The organism is Novosphingobium sp. Chol11 (assembly GCF_900218065.1).
Lineage (GTDB): Bacteria > Pseudomonadota > Alphaproteobacteria > Sphingomonadales > Sphingomonadaceae > Sphingobium > Sphingobium agri.
Genome location: NZ_OBMU01000001.1, coordinates 1,518,670 through 1,534,622 on the forward strand (window position 1 = coordinate 1,518,670; position 15,953 = coordinate 1,534,622).

A 15,953-nucleotide genomic window follows, 5' to 3' on the forward strand; every position below is an offset into this window, starting at 1 on the left:
GAGAGACAAGCATGTCCGTCCCTGTTTCCCCAGCGCTGCGGCTGGGCGTCGCCGTGGCCCTCATGTCCCTGGTCGCCCCAGCGACCGCCAAGACGCGGCCTGACAATCTGGTTGCGAATGGCAAGCCCGTTGACTGCGTGCAGATAAATTCGATCCGGCAGACCGATGTCCGCGACGACCGGACGATCGACTTTATTCTGAACGGCAACAAGGTATACCGCAACATCCTGCCAAACAGCTGCCCCAGCCTCGGCTTCGAGCGCCGTTTCATGTACAAGACGAGCCTTTCGCAGCTCTGCTCGGTGGACATAATCACGGTGTTGTACAGCTCGCCCAACCTGATGCGAGGCGCGAGCTGCGGGCTCGGCAAGTTCCAACCGATGAAGAAGATCAAATAGTCGGCGCGTCGCTATTTTGGTGCTGGCGTCAGCAGTTCCGCTTTGCTAAGCGGCGCTTCGCACCAAGCGAAACGCACCCATAGCTCAGCTGGATAGAGCGTTGCCCTCCGAAGGCTCACGTCCAACGCGAGAGCAGCGATTTTATACGGGGTTTACGAGGGTTTAGGAAGACGGAAGAAAGGACGGACGGAAAAAACTCACCAGAAACTCACCATGATCGGACAGCCGATTCCGATCGCGGATTGACGTTCTTCGGCGCAAATCATACGGCTTCATGCCATTCGCACCCATAGCTCAGCTGGATAGAGCGCTGCCCTCCGAAGGCAGAGGCCAGAGGTTCGAATCCTCTTGGGTGCGCCAAATTCTCAAATGAAATCAGCCGGTTGGGAGCGAGGGAGCTGCTCCCATTTGCGGCTTACACAATCCAAAACTCACCAACTTCGGCCTCGACCCAGCGAAAACGGTCGGATTTTAGCCGAAAACGCCGTGCGGAAAACTCACCAGTCGCAGAACCACTTGCCCCAACTCGGAAAATGGCTATTTTAGCTACTCTTAGTTGGAGCGTGCCATGAGAACGATGTCGGCGAAGGACGCGAAGAACAGCTTCGGGCTGCTCCTTGACTATGCCCGTGCCGCGCCCGTTCGGGTTGAGAAGCACGGCCGTGCGGTCGTCGTGGTCATCAGCGTCGAGGAGTTTGAGCGGCTGAACCAGTTGGAGATGGGTATCGGGAACGGCGATCGTGCCTCGGCGCCCTTGGCGTCATAATCGGGGATGTTCGTGAGGGGGGACGCGGAAACACTGCCAGCGATTCAACTTGGCGCGCTCCAGGATGCAGCTCCGGACGAAGCCGCCGAGCAGGACGCCTATCCGGTGATCGACCTGTTCGCCGGTCCGGGCGGGCTTGGCGAGGGCTTCGCGACCGCGTTCGATGGTGAGCAGCGGCGCCGCTTCCGCAGTGTGGTGTCAATCGAGCGCGATGCCTTTTCGCACGAGACGCTGCTGCTCAGGCATTTCTATCGTCACTTCCCGCTCGGCGAGGCTCCGGACGACTATTATGAGTTTCTAGCCGGACAAATCTCCAAGGCTGAACTGTTCGATCGCCATCCCGCCGCCTATGCCCATGCTCGGCAGAGCGCCCTCCGAATTTCGTTGGGGAAGGAGTCGCACGCCGAGGTGCGCCAGATCATCCGGCAGCGCCTAGCAGGCAGCGATCACTGGGCGTTGGTGGGCGGACCACCCTGCCAAGCCTATTCGCTGGTCGGTCGCGCCCGGATGAAGGGTGATCCCGAGTTCGAACAAAACGAGAAGCACACCCTCTATCTTGAGTATCTCCAGATCATTGCGGATCACCGTCCGCCAATTTTTGTCATGGAGAATGTGAAGGGGCTGCTGTCGGCGACGATCGAAGGCAAGTCCACTATCACCCGGATTGTTCGCGACCTTCAGCGCCCTGCGACTGCCATCCCCGGCGCCCCCGCCGATCTCGGCTATCGACTCTATTCTCTCACCCAAGAGGAAATGGCTGAGGGCGAAGTCGACCCGCGTCTCTTCCTCGTGCGCGCCGAGGATCACGGCATCCCTCAGGCACGGCACCGGATGTTCATCGTCGGCATCCGCAGCGACCTGAAGGTTCGCCCCTCAACCCTCCGGAAGATGACCGCGCCGACCGTGCGTGACACGATCGGCACGCTTCCGCCGATCCGGAGCGGACTATCGAAGGAAAAGGACAGCCGTGACGCATGGCTCTGCGCCATCCGCCAGATTTCCAGCATGAACATCCGCCATCAGCTCAACGGGGCGGCTTATGCGGCTGATGTCGCGCGCGAACTGAAGTTCGACAAGCTCGTCGAAATGCGGTCGCCCCGCTTCAACTCCTCCAACCGCTATGCGATGCGGCGGCCGAACCATGACGTCCTGCGCAGCCTTTATGACGACCGGCTGCCGGTGCTGACCGCGCACGAGGCGCGCAGCCACATGGCATCCGACCTGCGCCGCTACTTCTACGCGGCGACCTTCGCCGCCACGACCGGACACAGCCCCAAGCTCGCCGACTTTCCGGTGGGGCTCCTTCCCGATCACCAGAATGTCGAGGAGGGGCGCGCGGGGAAGATGTTCTCCGACCGCTTCCGCGTGCAGCTCGCCGATCATGTGTCGACGACCGTCACCTCCCACATCTCGAAGGACGGCCACTACTTCATCCACTATGACCCGTCGCAGTGCCGGAGCCTGACAGTCCGCGAGGCGGCGCGGCTCCAGACCTTTCCCGACAACTACTTCTTCGCGGGGCCGCGCACGGCGCAGTATCACCAAGTGGGCAACGCCGTCCCGCCTCGCCTCGCCACCCAGATCGCCGCGATTGTCGCTGAGGTTCTCGACTCCATCCGGAGCGGGCAATGATGGTTGACACAATCACCAGCGAACGACGGAGCTGGAACATGTCGCGCATCCGCGGACGCGACACCAGCCCCGAGCTGCGCTTGCGCTCGCTTCTGCACCGTGCCGGTTTCCGCTTCCGGCTTCACGCGAAGAAGCTGCCGGGGCGGCCGGACATCGTTCTGCCGCGATACCGGACCGCGATCTTTGTCCACGGCTGTTTTTGGCACCGTCATTCCGGCTGCCGGAATGCGACCACCCCCTCGACCCGCGCCGAGTTCTGGCAGGAAAAATTCGACACCAATGTGCGTCGCGACGCCCGCAACCGGGCTGATCTGGAGGCGGCAAGCTGGACCGTGATGACCGTGTGGGAGTGCGAGCTGAAGGCGGACGCCGAAGGAGTTGTCCGGCGCCTCGCGGGCGAGCTGCGCCGGAAGGACTGATGGCGAGGCCCCATCATCTTCCGCCCAGTGCGGCAAGTCTCACGGCGTCGCTCCGCGATCTCGGCTATTCGCTCGAAACCGCGATTGCCGACCTGATCGACAACAGCATCTCGGCCGACGCGACTGACATCCAGATATTCTGCGATCTGAGCCGTGCCGCGCCGGTGCTGGTCATCGCCGATAACGGGCGCGGCATGACCGAGGCCGAAGTGATCGCTGCCATGCGGCATGGCGCGACCGACCCGCGGAAGAAGCGCGGACCGAAGGATCTCGGACGCTTCGGATTGGGGCTGAAAACCGCGTCCTTCTCCCAGTGCCGCCGGCTTACCGTCGCCAGCACGCAGCGTGGCGAACGATCGGGCGCGGAGTGGAACCTGGCGCAAGTTGAGGATGAGGACGACTGGTTCATCGCTGTCCTCGACCAGGAGGAGATCGCCGCGCAGCCCTTCTTCGATACGCTGGGCGAAACCGGTACGCTGGTCATCTGGCGCGACCTCGACCGGCTGTTCGAGGACGAAACCGGCCAGAAGCGTGACGAGATCGTCAACGAGAAGCTCGCCGTGGTTGAGCGGCACCTGTCGCTCGTGTTCCACCGCTTCCTCGCCGGCGAGGTGAAAGGCAGGAAAAGGCTGGCGATCCGGATCAACGGCCACCCAGTCGCGCCCTTCGATCCGTTCTGCCGGAAGAACGCCGCGACCCAGATGCTTCCCGAGGAAACCGTCTGGGTCGACGACGTGGCGGTCGTGATGCAGCCCTACATCCTGCCGCACCACAGCCGCCTCACGGCGTCGGAATATGACTTCTACCAGGACCGAAGCGACTTCATCTCGAACCAAGGCGCCTACGTCTACCGCAACGGCCGCCTGATGGCCTGGGGCGATTGGTTTCGGCTGGTGCCCAAGGGCGAAGCCACCAAGCTCGCCCGTGTCCAGATCGATTTCCCGAACAGCCTTGACGAAGCCTGGACCATCGATATCAAAAAGTCGCGCGCCCGGCCGCCGCATGCCGTGCGGGAGCGCCTGCGCCAGATCATCAGCCAGATCACCGCCCGCAGCGTCACCGTGCATCGCGGTCGCGGCCAGAAGCTGTTCCAAGAAAGCCAGGCCCCGCTCTGGGAGCGCTACGCCGATCACGGCGGCATCCGGTTCGCGATCAACGCGGAGCACCCACTGATCGCGTCTCTCGGCGCACGGCTGTCTGCCGCCGATGCCGCCTCCCTGCGCGTGCTGCTCGATTCGATCGCCGCCGCCCTGCCAGTCGAGATGATCTATTCCGACTATTCGACGCACCCGCGCGAGGTGAGCCAGGCGACCGTGGATCAGGAGCAGACGATGGATCGGCTGAAAAGCCTCAAACAGGTGCTCTACGGCGACGGGCCGGGCGACCCGAAGACCTTCCTCCAGATCGTGCGATCGACGCGCCTTTTCGACGGGCAGATCGAGACGGCCGAGAAATTCATCGCAGAGGCTTTCGCATGACCGCGACGATCATCACGGAAGAACGAAACATCGCGAACGCGCTGATCTCGGGTCTCGCCAACCTGACCGAGACGCCGACGCGCGAGCAGGTGGAGGAGAAGGCCAAGCAGATCGCCGCCATCTTCGGTTACACCGGCGACCTCCGCAACATCATCACCGAAGCGATGATCTCGGTCGACACGCGCATGGGCGCCGGCGTTTCGCTGGTTGATGTCGCGGCGAAGCATGACGATCAGTGGGTCCGCAAGCGCGAGGACATCACCTGGACCTATTCCGGCGCCTACGAGAACTTTCTGCTGAAGGACGGCTGGTCGCCTCGCCTGGTCCAATCGCTGAGCGACGTGACAAGCCGCATCCTGGGGCATCTCCAAGACCCGATCAGCGAAGGGACGACCTGGAACCGCCGCGGACTGGTCATTGGCCACGTCCAGTCCGGCAAGACCGCCAACTATACCGGCTTGATCGCCCGCGCCGCCGATGCCGGATACAAGTTCATCATCGTCATCGCTGGCATTCACAACAATCTGCGCAAGCAGACCCAGGAGCGCATCGACGAAGCTTTTATCGGGCGGTCCAGCGATCCCGAGGATCGCCGGTCTATCGGTGTCGGACTCGACCCCGGCTATCCCCACCCGGCGACGCTCACCAACATCAACGAGGACTTCAACAAGAACACCGCGGCGAAGAGCGGCTGGAAGATCAACGATTTCTCCAAGCCGATCATCCTCATCATCAAGAAGAACGTCACGACGCTGACGGCGCTGCACAAATGGCTGAAGGCGCTGAACGCCGAGGGCGATGGCCGGATTTCCGATGTGCCGATGCTGCTCATCGACGACGAGGCCGACAACGCCTCGATCAACACCAACAAGGAGGATCTCGACCCGACGCGCACCAACGCCATGATCCGGCGCATCCTGGGGCTGTTCGCGAAATCCTGCTATGTCGGCTACACGGCGACGCCGTTCGCCAACATCTTCATCAATCCCGACGCCTATGACGATGACGTGCGCGAGGAGCTGTTCCCGCGCGACTTTATCTACTGCCTCGACGCGCCGACGACCTATTTCGGCGCGGAGAAGGTGTTCCTCGACGATAAGACCAGCCAGTCGATCGTGAAGCCGATCGACGACTGCGAGGACTTTCTTCCCTACCGGCACAAGCGCGACGACCCCGTGCCGGAGCTGCCACCCAGCCTCTACCGCGCGCTGGACGAGTTCATCGTCGCGCGCGCCATCCGCAACCTGCGCGGGCAGACAGGCAAGCACTGCTCGATGATGATCAATGTGTCGCGTTTCGTGCCGGTGCAGCAGGCCGTGCGCGACTTCCTCAGCCTTCGCGAGAAGGCGATGCGCGAGGCGGTCCGCGTGAACTATCTCATGCCGGAATCCGTCTCCTCGACGAACATCCACATGCAGCGCCTGAAACAGGCGTTCGACGCCGAATATGCCGATGCTGGATTCACTTGGCCCGAGGTCAAGGCGGCGCTCAACAGCGTGTTCGACCACCTCCACCTCTACGTCATCAACAGCAAGAGCGACGAGGTGCTGGATTTCACGCGGTACGAGAAGGAGGGCGTCGGCCTCACCGCGATCGCGGTCGGCGGTCTCAGCCTGTCTCGCGGCCTGACCATCGAGGGTCTGACCGTCAGCTATATGTATCGCAACACCAAGATGTACGACACGCTCATGCAGATGGGCCGCTGGTTCGGCTACCGGCCGGGCTTCGAGGACCTCTGCCGCGTTCATCTCTCACGCGACTCCATCAACTGGTATTCCCATATCGCCGAGGCCGCCGAGGAACTGACGCAGCAGGTCAAGCGGATGCGCCGTGACGGTCTCAGCCCGAAGGATTTCGGCCTGTATGTCCGCTCGCACCCGGACAGCCTGCTGATCACCGCCACCAATAAGATGCGGTCCGGTCAGGAAGTGACGGTTGAGCAGAGTTTCAGCGGGCGGCTGCGGGAGAGCTACGTCGTCTCGACCGACCCGGACGTGAATGCCCGAAATTTCGACCTGATCGCGGAGCAATGGCGCGGCGGCTTCGGCGGGCGGCCGGAGGAGGACACCGGAAAGGGCCTGATCTTCCGCGACGTCCCGATCGCGGTGGTGGAGGATTTCCTCACCCGGTTCGAGTGCCACTCGACCTTCGCCGGCATCAAGTCGGACGTGGTGACCTATCTTGAACGGATCGCGGAAAAGCGTCCGCTCACCGACGTGCTGCTGATCTCGCCCGGAGGGACACCGGGCGCCAGCGGGCCATTCACCCTGAACAACCAGGTGCGCGTCGTCGGCAAAGGTCAGCCTGACGGAACCGCTTGGCGGCTGAACAAGGATCGTGTCGCCTCCCGCGGCGACGAGAAGCTCGGGCTCGACGATGCGCAGCGCAAGGAGGCGGAGGCGCTGGCCGGCGGCGAGGACGGAACCGGCGCGGTGTCCGACACACATTACCGGATGGTCCGGAACAGGCCGCTGCTCATGATCCACAGCCTCGAACCTAGGGATGGTGCTGTGGCAGGGCCGATCGCCGCTTTCGGCGTGAGCTTTCCATACGGGGACTATTCGACCACCATCAACGTCGTCGTGAACAAGGTCTGGCTCCAGCAGATGCAGGGCTATGGCGACGATCCGGACGAGGAGGAGGACTACGATGTCTGAGTCCTCACCCTGGGATGACATCGCCGTCCCCGGCGCGGACTTCAACGTCCGCCAGGTGCCGGGCGAAACCGCCGTGCCCTGCTTCTGGGGACGGGACACGACCGGCGCCTGCCTGTTCATTGTCGAGCTGGGGGGCGACCACACCGATCCGTTCCGGAAGAATGTGGTCACGGTGCATGGGATCGACGTCGATCTTCGCGGGGGCGAGTCGGGGCGGCAACGCCTTGTCCTGACCCTCGAAAAGCAGGTCGATCGAGATCTTTTCGAGGGCCTCTGCCGGACCCTCGCATCCGCGCTGGAGCGCGCCACCGATTCCGCCAGCTCGCTCGCCGTCGCACTGGCGCATATCCGACGGTGGAAGACCTTTTTGTCCGGCCGCAGCCAGCACTTGTCGGCCGAGGAGGTCCGCGGCCTTTTTGCCGAACTCACCTTCCTGCTGGAGCTGATCGAGCAGCAGCCATCGTCCGCCGTCGCCGTCGAAGCCTGGCTCGGCCCGGAGAAATCCCACCAGGATTTCATTTTCGGCAACACGGCGGTAGAGATCAAATCGCTGTCCGGCACCGAGCGCAGCACGGTGCGCATTTCGTCGGAGGACCAGCTTGAGTCCCTCAACGATGCGCTGTTTCTTCGCATCTACCGATTGAGCAGTCTGCCGGACGCGGCGAGCGCGCAATCGCTTAACGGGCTCATCGCCGCGGTGCAGGCGCGGCTAGGCGAGGCGGAGGCCGTCGAAGCCTTCGACCGCAAGCTGGTGACACACGGCTATGCCCCGCTTCCCGACTATGACGCGCCGCGCTTCGTCGTCAGCGACGTGCATAGCTATCGCGTCGGCGACCGATTCCCGCGCCTCATGCGGTCGCAACTGCCGACCGGCATCGACAGGGTCGCCTACGATATCCGTCTGGAAACCATTGCGCCCTACGAATGCGACAATGGGGGAGTCTTCGGGGGGAGCTGATGGAACAGACCGTAGAGGAGTTCTTCCACGACTTCCGCCAGGAAACGCTGGCCGATGCCGAGGCGAACAGCACCTACCAGCTTGAAGCGTTCATGGAGGCGGTCTCCACCGAGCTGATCGAGACCGGCTTCATCGAAGGGTTCGAGCACTGCCACTACCGCGCGCCGCGAGGCATGCGCGTCGACGGCTACTGGTTCAACGACGAGGGTGCGCTCGACGTCTTCGTCGCCGACTTCGATTGCCGGCGCGAACTGGAGACGCTCACGGGCACCGACGTGGGCGCCACCTTCAAGCGCGTCGTCAACTTCTTCGAGGCGAGCCTCCAGGGAACGCTGGAACCTGATGTCACCACGCCCGAATACGGGCTGGTCCGGCAGATCGCCGACCGGCGTGCGATGCTTCGCCAGGTCAGTTTCTACCTCACTTCCGAGCGGGTGCTGAGCGACCGTTTTCAGGGGTTTCCCGATGGTGAGGTGGGTGGCATCCGCGCCACCTACCATATCTGGGATATGGCGCGGTTCCAGCGTCAGCGCAGCTCGCGCGGGCACAAGGAGCCGCTCGACATCGATTTCGTCGAGATGTTCGGCAACGGCATCAACTGCCTCCCGGCGAATCTCGGCTCCGACTCTTATCAGTCCTACCTGATCGTCATGCCGGCTCCGATCCTGGCCGCGCTCTACGACCGCTACAGCGCGCGCCTGCTGGAGCAGAACGTCCGGACCTTCCTCCAAGCCCGCGCGCAGGTGAACAAGGGCATCCGCGCGACCATCATGAACGAGCCGCAGATGTTCTTCGCCTATAACAACGGCATCACTGCGACGGCCCAGGAGGTCGAGACGCGGATGACCGAAAGCGGTCTCCAGATCGTCCGCATGACCGATCTCCAGATCGTGAACGGCGGCCAGACGACCGCCTCGCTGTTCCATACCCAGCGCCGCGACAAGGCGGACCTGTCGGGCATCTTCGTTCAGATGAAGCTGTCTGTGATCGACAGCGAGCAGAGCGAGATGGTCGTCCCCCGCATCTCGGAATATGCGAACACGCAGAACCGGGTGAACGCGGCCGACTTCTTCTCCAACCATCCCTTCCACGTCCGCATGGCCGAATTCTCGCGCCGCATCTGGGCGCCAGCCCAGCAGGGCGCGCAGCGCGAGACGAAGTGGTTCTACGAGCGGGCGCGCGGCCAGTATGTCGACGCGCAGTCGAAGCTCACCGCCGCCGAGCAGAAGCGGTTCCGGGCGGAATATCCCAAAACGCAGATGGTCACGAAAACCGACCTCGCCAAGTTCGAGAACGTCTTCGACGATCACCCGCGCTGGGTGAACCTCGGCAGTCAGAAGAACTTCGCCCGCTACGCGCTGCGGATCGGGAAGGAATGGGAGAAGTCGTCCGACGGCTTCAACGAGTTCTATTTCAAGCGCGCCATCGCCCGCGGCATCCTGTTCCGCGCGGTCGAGAAGCTGGTCTCGGCGCAGCCTTGGTACAACGGCGGTTATCGGGCCAACATCGTTGCCTACACGCTCTCCATGCTGGGCGAGGTCACGAAGCGCCGGAAGACTACCGTTGATTATCAGCGCATCTGGTCCGCCCAGGCGATCGATGATGTGTTGTCAGAGGCGCTGGCGACTATCGCGACGGCCGTGAACGAGGACATCACCCGACCTCCGCAGGGTATCTCCAACATCTCCGAATGGTGCAAGCGGGAGGGGTGCTGGACGAGACTGCTCGACCAGGCCGACCATATCGCCGACCTGCTGCCGGAGGACTTCTGGGCTGCGCTCGCCTCAGCCGACGACAACCGGCACGAAGCCAAGACCGCGCGACAGACGCAGAAAATCGACAACGGGATCGAGGTGCAGCGGCAGGTCTTCGATGTGCCGCCAGCGCAATGGTCGACGATCCTGCGCGAAGGCTCAAGCCGCCGGCTGCTGACGCCGAAGGAAATGGGCATCCTCCAGATCGCGGCGCAGATGCCCGCGAAAATTCCGACGGAGCGGCAGAGCGCCATATTGATCGAGATTCTCGGCAAGGCTCAGCAGGAAGGCATCGTGTAGGTGCAGACGCTCAAAGTGCCCAAGAAGAAAACCGGCAGGAAGGCGCCGAGTACGGAGACGCTGCGCCGGTTGTTTGCGCTCTCGGGCAACCAATGTGCGAAACCGGGCTGCCCGACAGTCCTCCTATCGGCCAATGGCACACTGGTCGGCGAAGTTGCTCACATCGCGGCCGAAAGCGCTGGCGGTCCGCGCTTCGATCCCAAGCTCAATGAAGCGGACCGGCGTGCGTTCGAAAACCTTCTCCTGCTTTGCTCCACCTGCCACACGCTGGTCGACAAGGAGCCCGCGACCTACACGAAGAAAATTTTGCGCAAGTGGAAGCGCCATCGGGAGGCGCGTTTCGAGGCAGTCGGCGACATGCTTCGCAAGTCCTATCTCAACGAAATAACCGACGATGCCGACGTGGCCGGAGCGACCCTCCCGCAGACCTTGAAAGGCTACGTCCGATTCCTGGTCGATCAGGACGAGGAGCCCTTCATTGATGGTGATACTCCTGGGGAAGTGGCGGCTTACGCGGAGAAGCTGCGCCATCTGGCGGTGGCGGATCGTCAGCTTATGCTCGCCATCATTGAAAAGGCTATGGTGCTTGGTGGGAGGCGGGAAACCGAACACGGCGTTTCGATTCATCCTGACGACCTCAAAACGATCAGGATCAACAACAGCCGGCTGTCCGACTACCGGATCGATAAGCTCGGGAAAACGCTCGGTCGCAATGGGCTTGGCTCTCTCGATGTTGATGACGGCGAGCCGAACCTATGCATCTCATCCATGCATATCGACATGGGCTGGTCCACGTTGAGCACCTTCCTTGAAAGCAAGGGCGCCACAATCGGCAGCCTTCTTATCGATTTGAAGTTCGGACTGCTCGACTAGGCGCCCCAAGCCTCGATCACATGCGCCAATGGGAAGGGATTCTGCTCCTTCCGCCATTCATGATAAGGTGCGGCCGTCTGGCTATATGGACCGGGCTCCGGTCGATCGAACTGCACGCGCGTCGGAATATGGAAGGCGCTGCCGAAAACGATTGCCTCGCCTGACGACAGAATCGTCACCTGATCGAGCAGCCGTCTTGCTTGCATCGGAATGATGCGCCGGAAGTGGTCAATGTCGTCAGGGTTTTGCAGGCGGTGGCTGATGAAGTTGGCGCATTGGCTGATGATGGTCTGACTGATCTCGCTCGGCCGCTGGCTGGCGATGATGAGCGAAAGGCCGAATTTGCGGCCCTCCTTGGCAATCCGCTCGTATGTCAACCGTGCTAGGCGATGACCGCGATCCTCATCGGAGCGGGCGGGACGCGCATAGTTGTGCGCCTCTTCCAGAACGAGCACCCAGGGATGCTTGTAGCGTGAGGCCGCGGGCAGGCGCTCACGCGCCTCCAGCAGCACCCGCCCGATCACCGCACACGCATAGGGGAGAACTTCGTTGCTCAGCATCGACAGGTCGAGCACCGAGACTTTCGGTCCAGTTGCAGCGCCAAGCCCGAAGCGCGCGAACCATGAGGACAGCTTGTCGATCTTCGTATCGGCCTCCTCATAGTTGAGGAAGGAGCGCCATCGCTTGTCGTCGAGGCGGGTTTTCAGCCGCAGCTTCAACGTCGTCAGATGGGCATCGACGCGGAACGTATCCTCCTTGGACACGGCACGATTGATGAGGGACGGATCGGTCAGGGTTGCGCGGGCAATTGGTAGAGGCGAGTCAGCCGTGCGCGCGCCTGCTTCCGTTGTTTCGCTTCCGCTGACAATCAGCGCGCGGATGGCGTCTTTGAGTTTGTTCCCCTCTGTCGAAATCGCGGCCTGATTAGCCATTACATCCTGATTATACTGATCGACAGCGCGGTGAGTGGCAAAGAGTGCTTCAAACGCCGCCGTGTCGATATCCGTATCCGCAAGGTGTCCTACAATGGCGTCACAATAGGAACCGGCAAACTTTCGCTTCACCTTTGTAAGTTCGCTTAGCAGCTGATCTAGCGCGCTCATCGCGTTTTGAAGCACGCTCATGCTTGCAGCAGCCATCTCATCGCCGCCTTTGGCGATTGCCCACCAATCCTTGAGCACCGGCTCCTGCGTCTGTTCCGATGCGCTCAGCCACGCACAGATTTCCTCCGCGTTCAGAAACCAGAGGGGGAGGCCGAATTCCTTCCCATTGAGGTAGATGCGATCGGGCAGCCGCTGCTCGGCGCCAGCCGACGGAAAGGCTTTGGCATATTCGCCATTGATGTCGAGGATGAAGACGTGCGGCTCCTCGGCGGCACTATCAAGGGCCGCCATCGCCTTCTGGATCAGGCTCGACACCGAGAAGGATTTTCCCGAGCCGGTATTGCCGACGATCGCTAGGGGCCGCGAGAAGAGGTCGTTATATGAGGCGCGGACGACATTCCGGTCCTGGCCGGTCGGGTATCCGATCTTCAGGTCGCAATCGAAGTCCTTCGCGTCATAGCCTTCTGGCTTGTTGCGCCGGGGTGGTATCTCGAACACCGAGCGAAGGATGTCCGGCGATCCAATTTCCGCGGGCGTGTCGAGTGTCGGCAGGACCGAAATGCCCGGACTGAAGGCGGGCTCGTCATCCTTATGCTCGATCGTTCCCAGCAATTGGACGCTCGCGACACGACGCGGTTTCATCAGTTCGAGGTTGAGATCGTCTCCGCTGCCGGGATCGAAGGTCTCGCGAGCTTCTAGATCGGTGATGATGCCGATGACGGTTTCCCCCGCACCGAGCGAGAAGGTCAGATAGGCGTTGATTGCGATGGCCGCCTGCACGCCGTCTAGCGTGGCGCGCAGCGCCGACCGAGTTTCGGGTAGCAATTCGACCTTCACCCGGAAGCCCTGGACCGACACGATGTGCCCGACGAGGCGAGGATTATCCATCCGCGCCCTCCGTGTCCGCTTCGGCTGATGGCGCGGACGAAGCGATCTGCTTTTCGAAGCGGCGTAAGCGTAGGAAGTCGTCGAGCCACTGCACGTCGGGCATCACCGTTCGCGCAAAGTCGTCGAAGGTCGCGTGCTTGAATGGTGTTGCTGAGAAGGAATCCGTCGTCGGACATAGGACGAATGCGCGCTTACCGAGATCCTTGTATCGCCGGATGCGTGCGATCACCGGACTGTTCGGATTTGGTTCGACCACCAGCATCACAAGCGACGGATTCATCAGAGCATTCTCGATGATCCGGCTGACATGATCGTCGCCGAAGCCATAGCCCAGCACGAGGAGGAAGGTCTGGGGGATGCCGAGCCGCACCTGAAAGGACCGGAAGAGGTGAGCGTAGGGCATCGCAAGCGTCTGAGCGAATTTGTTCGCGGTCGGCAGAATCCCGACCGAAGGCGTCCCTCCGACCAGAGACCGAAGCGACGCGGCTTTCTGCTCGGCCGTCATGGCGGCATAGGTCTGAAAAGGCATCAGGTCAGGATGACGCGCGCGCATCTCATTGCCGTGCTCGAACCAGTGGATCGAGCCGTGGAGCTTGTAGAAATGCAGGAACTTGTCGAAGCGCCGCACACGACCCTCCGCCACCTCGCCCGGATAGTAGATGTCCAAACCATAGACGGAAGGGTCGAATCGGGCGGCCGCGCGGCCGGTGAAACCGTCGAAATACTGGACGCCGAGCAGTTCCAATGCTTGCTCGAACAGCGTGTCGTAATTGAGCGTGAAGAGATGGGTGCGTCCGAGGTTGCTATCGCGCGCCACGAGTTTGGACAGAAATGCAAGATGCGGAGCGATGCCATCAGCGGACGCGGCCAGCCCCGTATCGGGGAGCGAAAGCGCGCACTCGGCGAAAATCGCCATGCGAAGGTGATCGACGAACCAACGCAGATCGGCAGCGCTGGGCGCTGGCGTGCTGGGCCACGTCACGGAGGAGAATGGTCCGCCTGTTGAATCCGCGACGACCAGAGCATTGGCGACGAACGAAAGCCATGCCTCGAAACCGATCGGGTCATCATCGTCGAAGGCGGCGAGAAGGACAGCGTTCTTGCGGGCTTCGATGATGGGAGCGACCGAGGCGGGGATGTCGGGCAGCGCCCCGATCGTGGCGAATACAGCCGTTTCGAGATTGGCCATTGTCTTGCCGCCGGCTGAAACCGACGTGCCCGATCCCGTCAGAACGACGAGATTCTCCATCCGTAGCCATTCCGATATGAGCGCTTGAAGACGGACGCGCCCCTGCTTTTGATCGAAGTCTGCCAGCAGATTCCCGATGCCGCCGTCTTCGGCAAGGCCGATGAGCTGATATTCGCTAGGCCCCGGCGGCACTGTCGTCATAAATCTCCCCCCTAATGTCACCACGCTTACGAGCTGATGATCTGAACCTTTTCAGTTCGGTCAGTATCGTCAGCCAGCCCCAGCGACCGCTTTCGGCTTCGCCCGACGCTTCGTGGCAATCTTGCCGGACCTAGTTGCTGCGCCGGGAACGACGTCACCCAAACGCTCGATCCGCAGCGGAGCCCTCGAAGGCAACCGCACGATCAGATCGAGCTGCCCGCCAACGGCCTCGACGTAGCTCCTGAGCGTCGATAGATACATGTCGGCTTGCTTCTCGATCTTGGACACTGAGGGCTGCTTGACGTTGAGGGCCGACGCGATCTCGACCTGGGCCTTGCCAGCGACGCGGCGCAATTCGCTCAGGCTCTCCACCTGCTCCTTCAGCTCCTGCGCGCGCGCCTCGACACGGGCGCGGCGCGCTTCGGGGAGCGCGGCAACGACATCATCCAGATTCCGGCCCATCACTTCTTTCCCTTCTTCGCGGCCGCCAGTCGATCAAGGTGGCCCTGAAAACGCTTGTCCGCCTTTGCGATGAGCGTCCTATAGAAACGCTTTTCACTCCCGCCGGACTTGTCGCCCGCTACCAGCAGGATCGCTTTTCGTTCGGGATCGAACGCGAAGGCTACCCGCCACACACCGTCATCGGCCTCGAACCGCAATTCCTTCATGTTCGCAAACGACGAAGCGTTCAGCGTGTCCGCGTGCGGTCTGCTCAGTTGCGGACCGAACGTGGCGAGGAGCTTGGCCGATGCGAGCAGCTCGTCCTGCACAGCTTCCGGCAATTCCTCAAACTCCGCATCGAACTCCTCGCCGAAGGCGACTTTCCATTCCATATATAGCCTCCAAGCTATATCGTCAAGATTGGCCTACCGGGCGCTGATCCATTCACCGCCGGCTGAGCAACCCTTCGGGAGAGGATGAGCAAAGATGGACGGGCGACAGCTCCGCCCTTGATCTTTTCGGCCCGATACGACCTATAGAGGGAGTATCCCCCGGTGGTCCCTGCTCTGCATACCGCCGGGGCACTTTATTTCTAGCCACAGCCCAGAGCCTTCGCAACGCGCTTCCAGCGTGCGGATCATGCTGTTTCCGTCTTCGTCCCATACGCTTTGAGGGGGAAAGCCTTCCCCTGCCGTCGAGCCCCTGACGGGTCTCGCCGGACCCCTTCGAGCGGGGACACCCCGCAACGTCCCAGATAGCACGCGGGATCTAGGGAGCGCACACTGGCGGCTGAAGCCGCGCAGGGGTCGCGCGTTTTTATCCGCCCGCGTTCGCACACTTGCTCTGGCCGGAGGGCGCGGCGGCGGCTGGCCCCCAGGCCCGCCGCCGCGCCGGCC

At 62.2% G+C, this 15,953-nt stretch carries 13 protein-coding genes and 1 tRNA gene; 10 read left to right on the forward strand and 4 right to left on the reverse strand.

What is annotated here, in order from left to right; genetic code table 11:
• Positions 1-11 precede the first annotated feature (11 nt).
• The 10 genes from NCHOL11_RS07535 to NCHOL11_RS07580 all read left to right on the forward strand — a co-directional run bounded on the left by NCHOL11_RS07535 (position 12) and on the right by NCHOL11_RS07580 (position 11,235).
• On the forward strand, positions 12-398 hold the full coding sequence (locus NCHOL11_RS07535; protein ID WP_097091739.1) for a hypothetical protein: 387 nt from the start codon (positions 12-14) through the stop codon (positions 396-398).
• A 283-nt stretch (positions 399-681) separates the two neighbouring features.
• Positions 682-758, forward strand: a tRNA-Arg gene (locus NCHOL11_RS07540).
• A gap of 208 nt (positions 759-966) precedes the next feature.
• Positions 967-1,164 carry a type II toxin-antitoxin system prevent-host-death family antitoxin gene (locus NCHOL11_RS07545; protein WP_097091740.1) on the forward strand — a complete coding sequence of 66 codons (198 nt, stop codon included), beginning with the start codon at positions 967-969 and terminating at the stop codon, positions 1,162-1,164.
• Between the two features lie 12 nt (positions 1,165-1,176).
• Positions 1,177-2,796, forward strand: coding sequence for a DNA cytosine methyltransferase (locus tag NCHOL11_RS07550; RefSeq protein ID WP_217991048.1), 1,620 nt, complete (start codon positions 1,177-1,179; stop codon positions 2,794-2,796).
• The gene (locus NCHOL11_RS07555; protein WP_176502197.1) at positions 2,796-3,215 is read left to right on the forward strand and encodes a very short patch repair endonuclease; all 420 of its coding nucleotides are present in this window, start codon (positions 2,796-2,798) and stop codon (positions 3,213-3,215) included. Before NCHOL11_RS07550 ends, NCHOL11_RS07555 begins: the two co-directional genes overlap by 1 nt.
• Positions 3,215-4,693 (forward strand): ATP-binding protein, encoded by a 1,479-nt coding sequence (locus NCHOL11_RS07560; RefSeq protein WP_097091743.1) that lies wholly within the window; start codon positions 3,215-3,217, stop codon positions 4,691-4,693. Before NCHOL11_RS07555 ends, NCHOL11_RS07560 begins: the two co-directional genes overlap by 1 nt.
• Positions 4,690-7,350 carry a Z1 domain-containing protein gene (locus NCHOL11_RS07565; protein ID WP_097091744.1) on the forward strand — a complete coding sequence of 887 codons (2,661 nt, stop codon included), beginning with the start codon at positions 4,690-4,692 and terminating at the stop codon, positions 7,348-7,350. Before NCHOL11_RS07560 ends, NCHOL11_RS07565 begins: the two co-directional genes overlap by 4 nt.
• A complete protein-coding gene (locus NCHOL11_RS07570; RefSeq protein WP_097091745.1) occupies positions 7,343-8,308 on the forward strand; it encodes a PD-(D/E)XK motif protein in 966 nt (321 codons plus the stop codon). Before NCHOL11_RS07565 ends, NCHOL11_RS07570 begins: the two co-directional genes overlap by 8 nt.
• Positions 8,308-10,362, forward strand: coding sequence for an AIPR family protein (locus NCHOL11_RS07575; RefSeq protein WP_097091746.1), 2,055 nt, complete (start codon positions 8,308-8,310; stop codon positions 10,360-10,362). Before NCHOL11_RS07570 ends, NCHOL11_RS07575 begins: the two co-directional genes overlap by 1 nt.
• Positions 10,363-11,235 (forward strand): HNH endonuclease signature motif containing protein, encoded by an 873-nt coding sequence (locus NCHOL11_RS07580; RefSeq protein WP_097091747.1) that lies wholly within the window; start codon positions 10,363-10,365, stop codon positions 11,233-11,235. It begins immediately after the preceding gene.
• Here the strand turns inward: NCHOL11_RS07580 and NCHOL11_RS07585 are convergent.
• From NCHOL11_RS07585 to NCHOL11_RS07600, 4 genes are all read right to left on the reverse strand, one after another.
• Entirely contained in the window at positions 11,232-13,226 is a 1,995-nt protein-coding gene (locus tag NCHOL11_RS07585) for an ATP-binding protein (RefSeq protein ID WP_097091748.1), read from the reverse strand. The two genes, NCHOL11_RS07580 and NCHOL11_RS07585, sit on opposite strands and share 4 nt — an antisense overlap.
• A complete protein-coding gene (locus NCHOL11_RS07590) occupies positions 13,219-14,616 on the reverse strand; it encodes an SIR2 family protein (RefSeq protein ID WP_097091749.1) in 1,398 nt (465 codons plus the stop codon). The genes NCHOL11_RS07585 and NCHOL11_RS07590 overlap by 8 nt, the downstream gene beginning before the upstream one ends.
• A 69-nt stretch (positions 14,617-14,685) precedes the next feature.
• Entirely contained in the window at positions 14,686-15,078 is a 393-nt protein-coding gene (locus tag NCHOL11_RS07595; RefSeq protein ID WP_097091750.1) for an XRE family transcriptional regulator, read from the reverse strand.
• Positions 15,078-15,449 carry a type II toxin-antitoxin system RelE/ParE family toxin gene (locus NCHOL11_RS07600; protein WP_097091751.1) on the reverse strand — a complete coding sequence of 124 codons (372 nt, stop codon included), beginning with the start codon at positions 15,447-15,449 and terminating at the stop codon, positions 15,078-15,080. Before NCHOL11_RS07600 ends, NCHOL11_RS07595 begins: the two co-directional genes overlap by 1 nt.
• Positions 15,450-15,953: the final 504 nt, after the last annotated feature.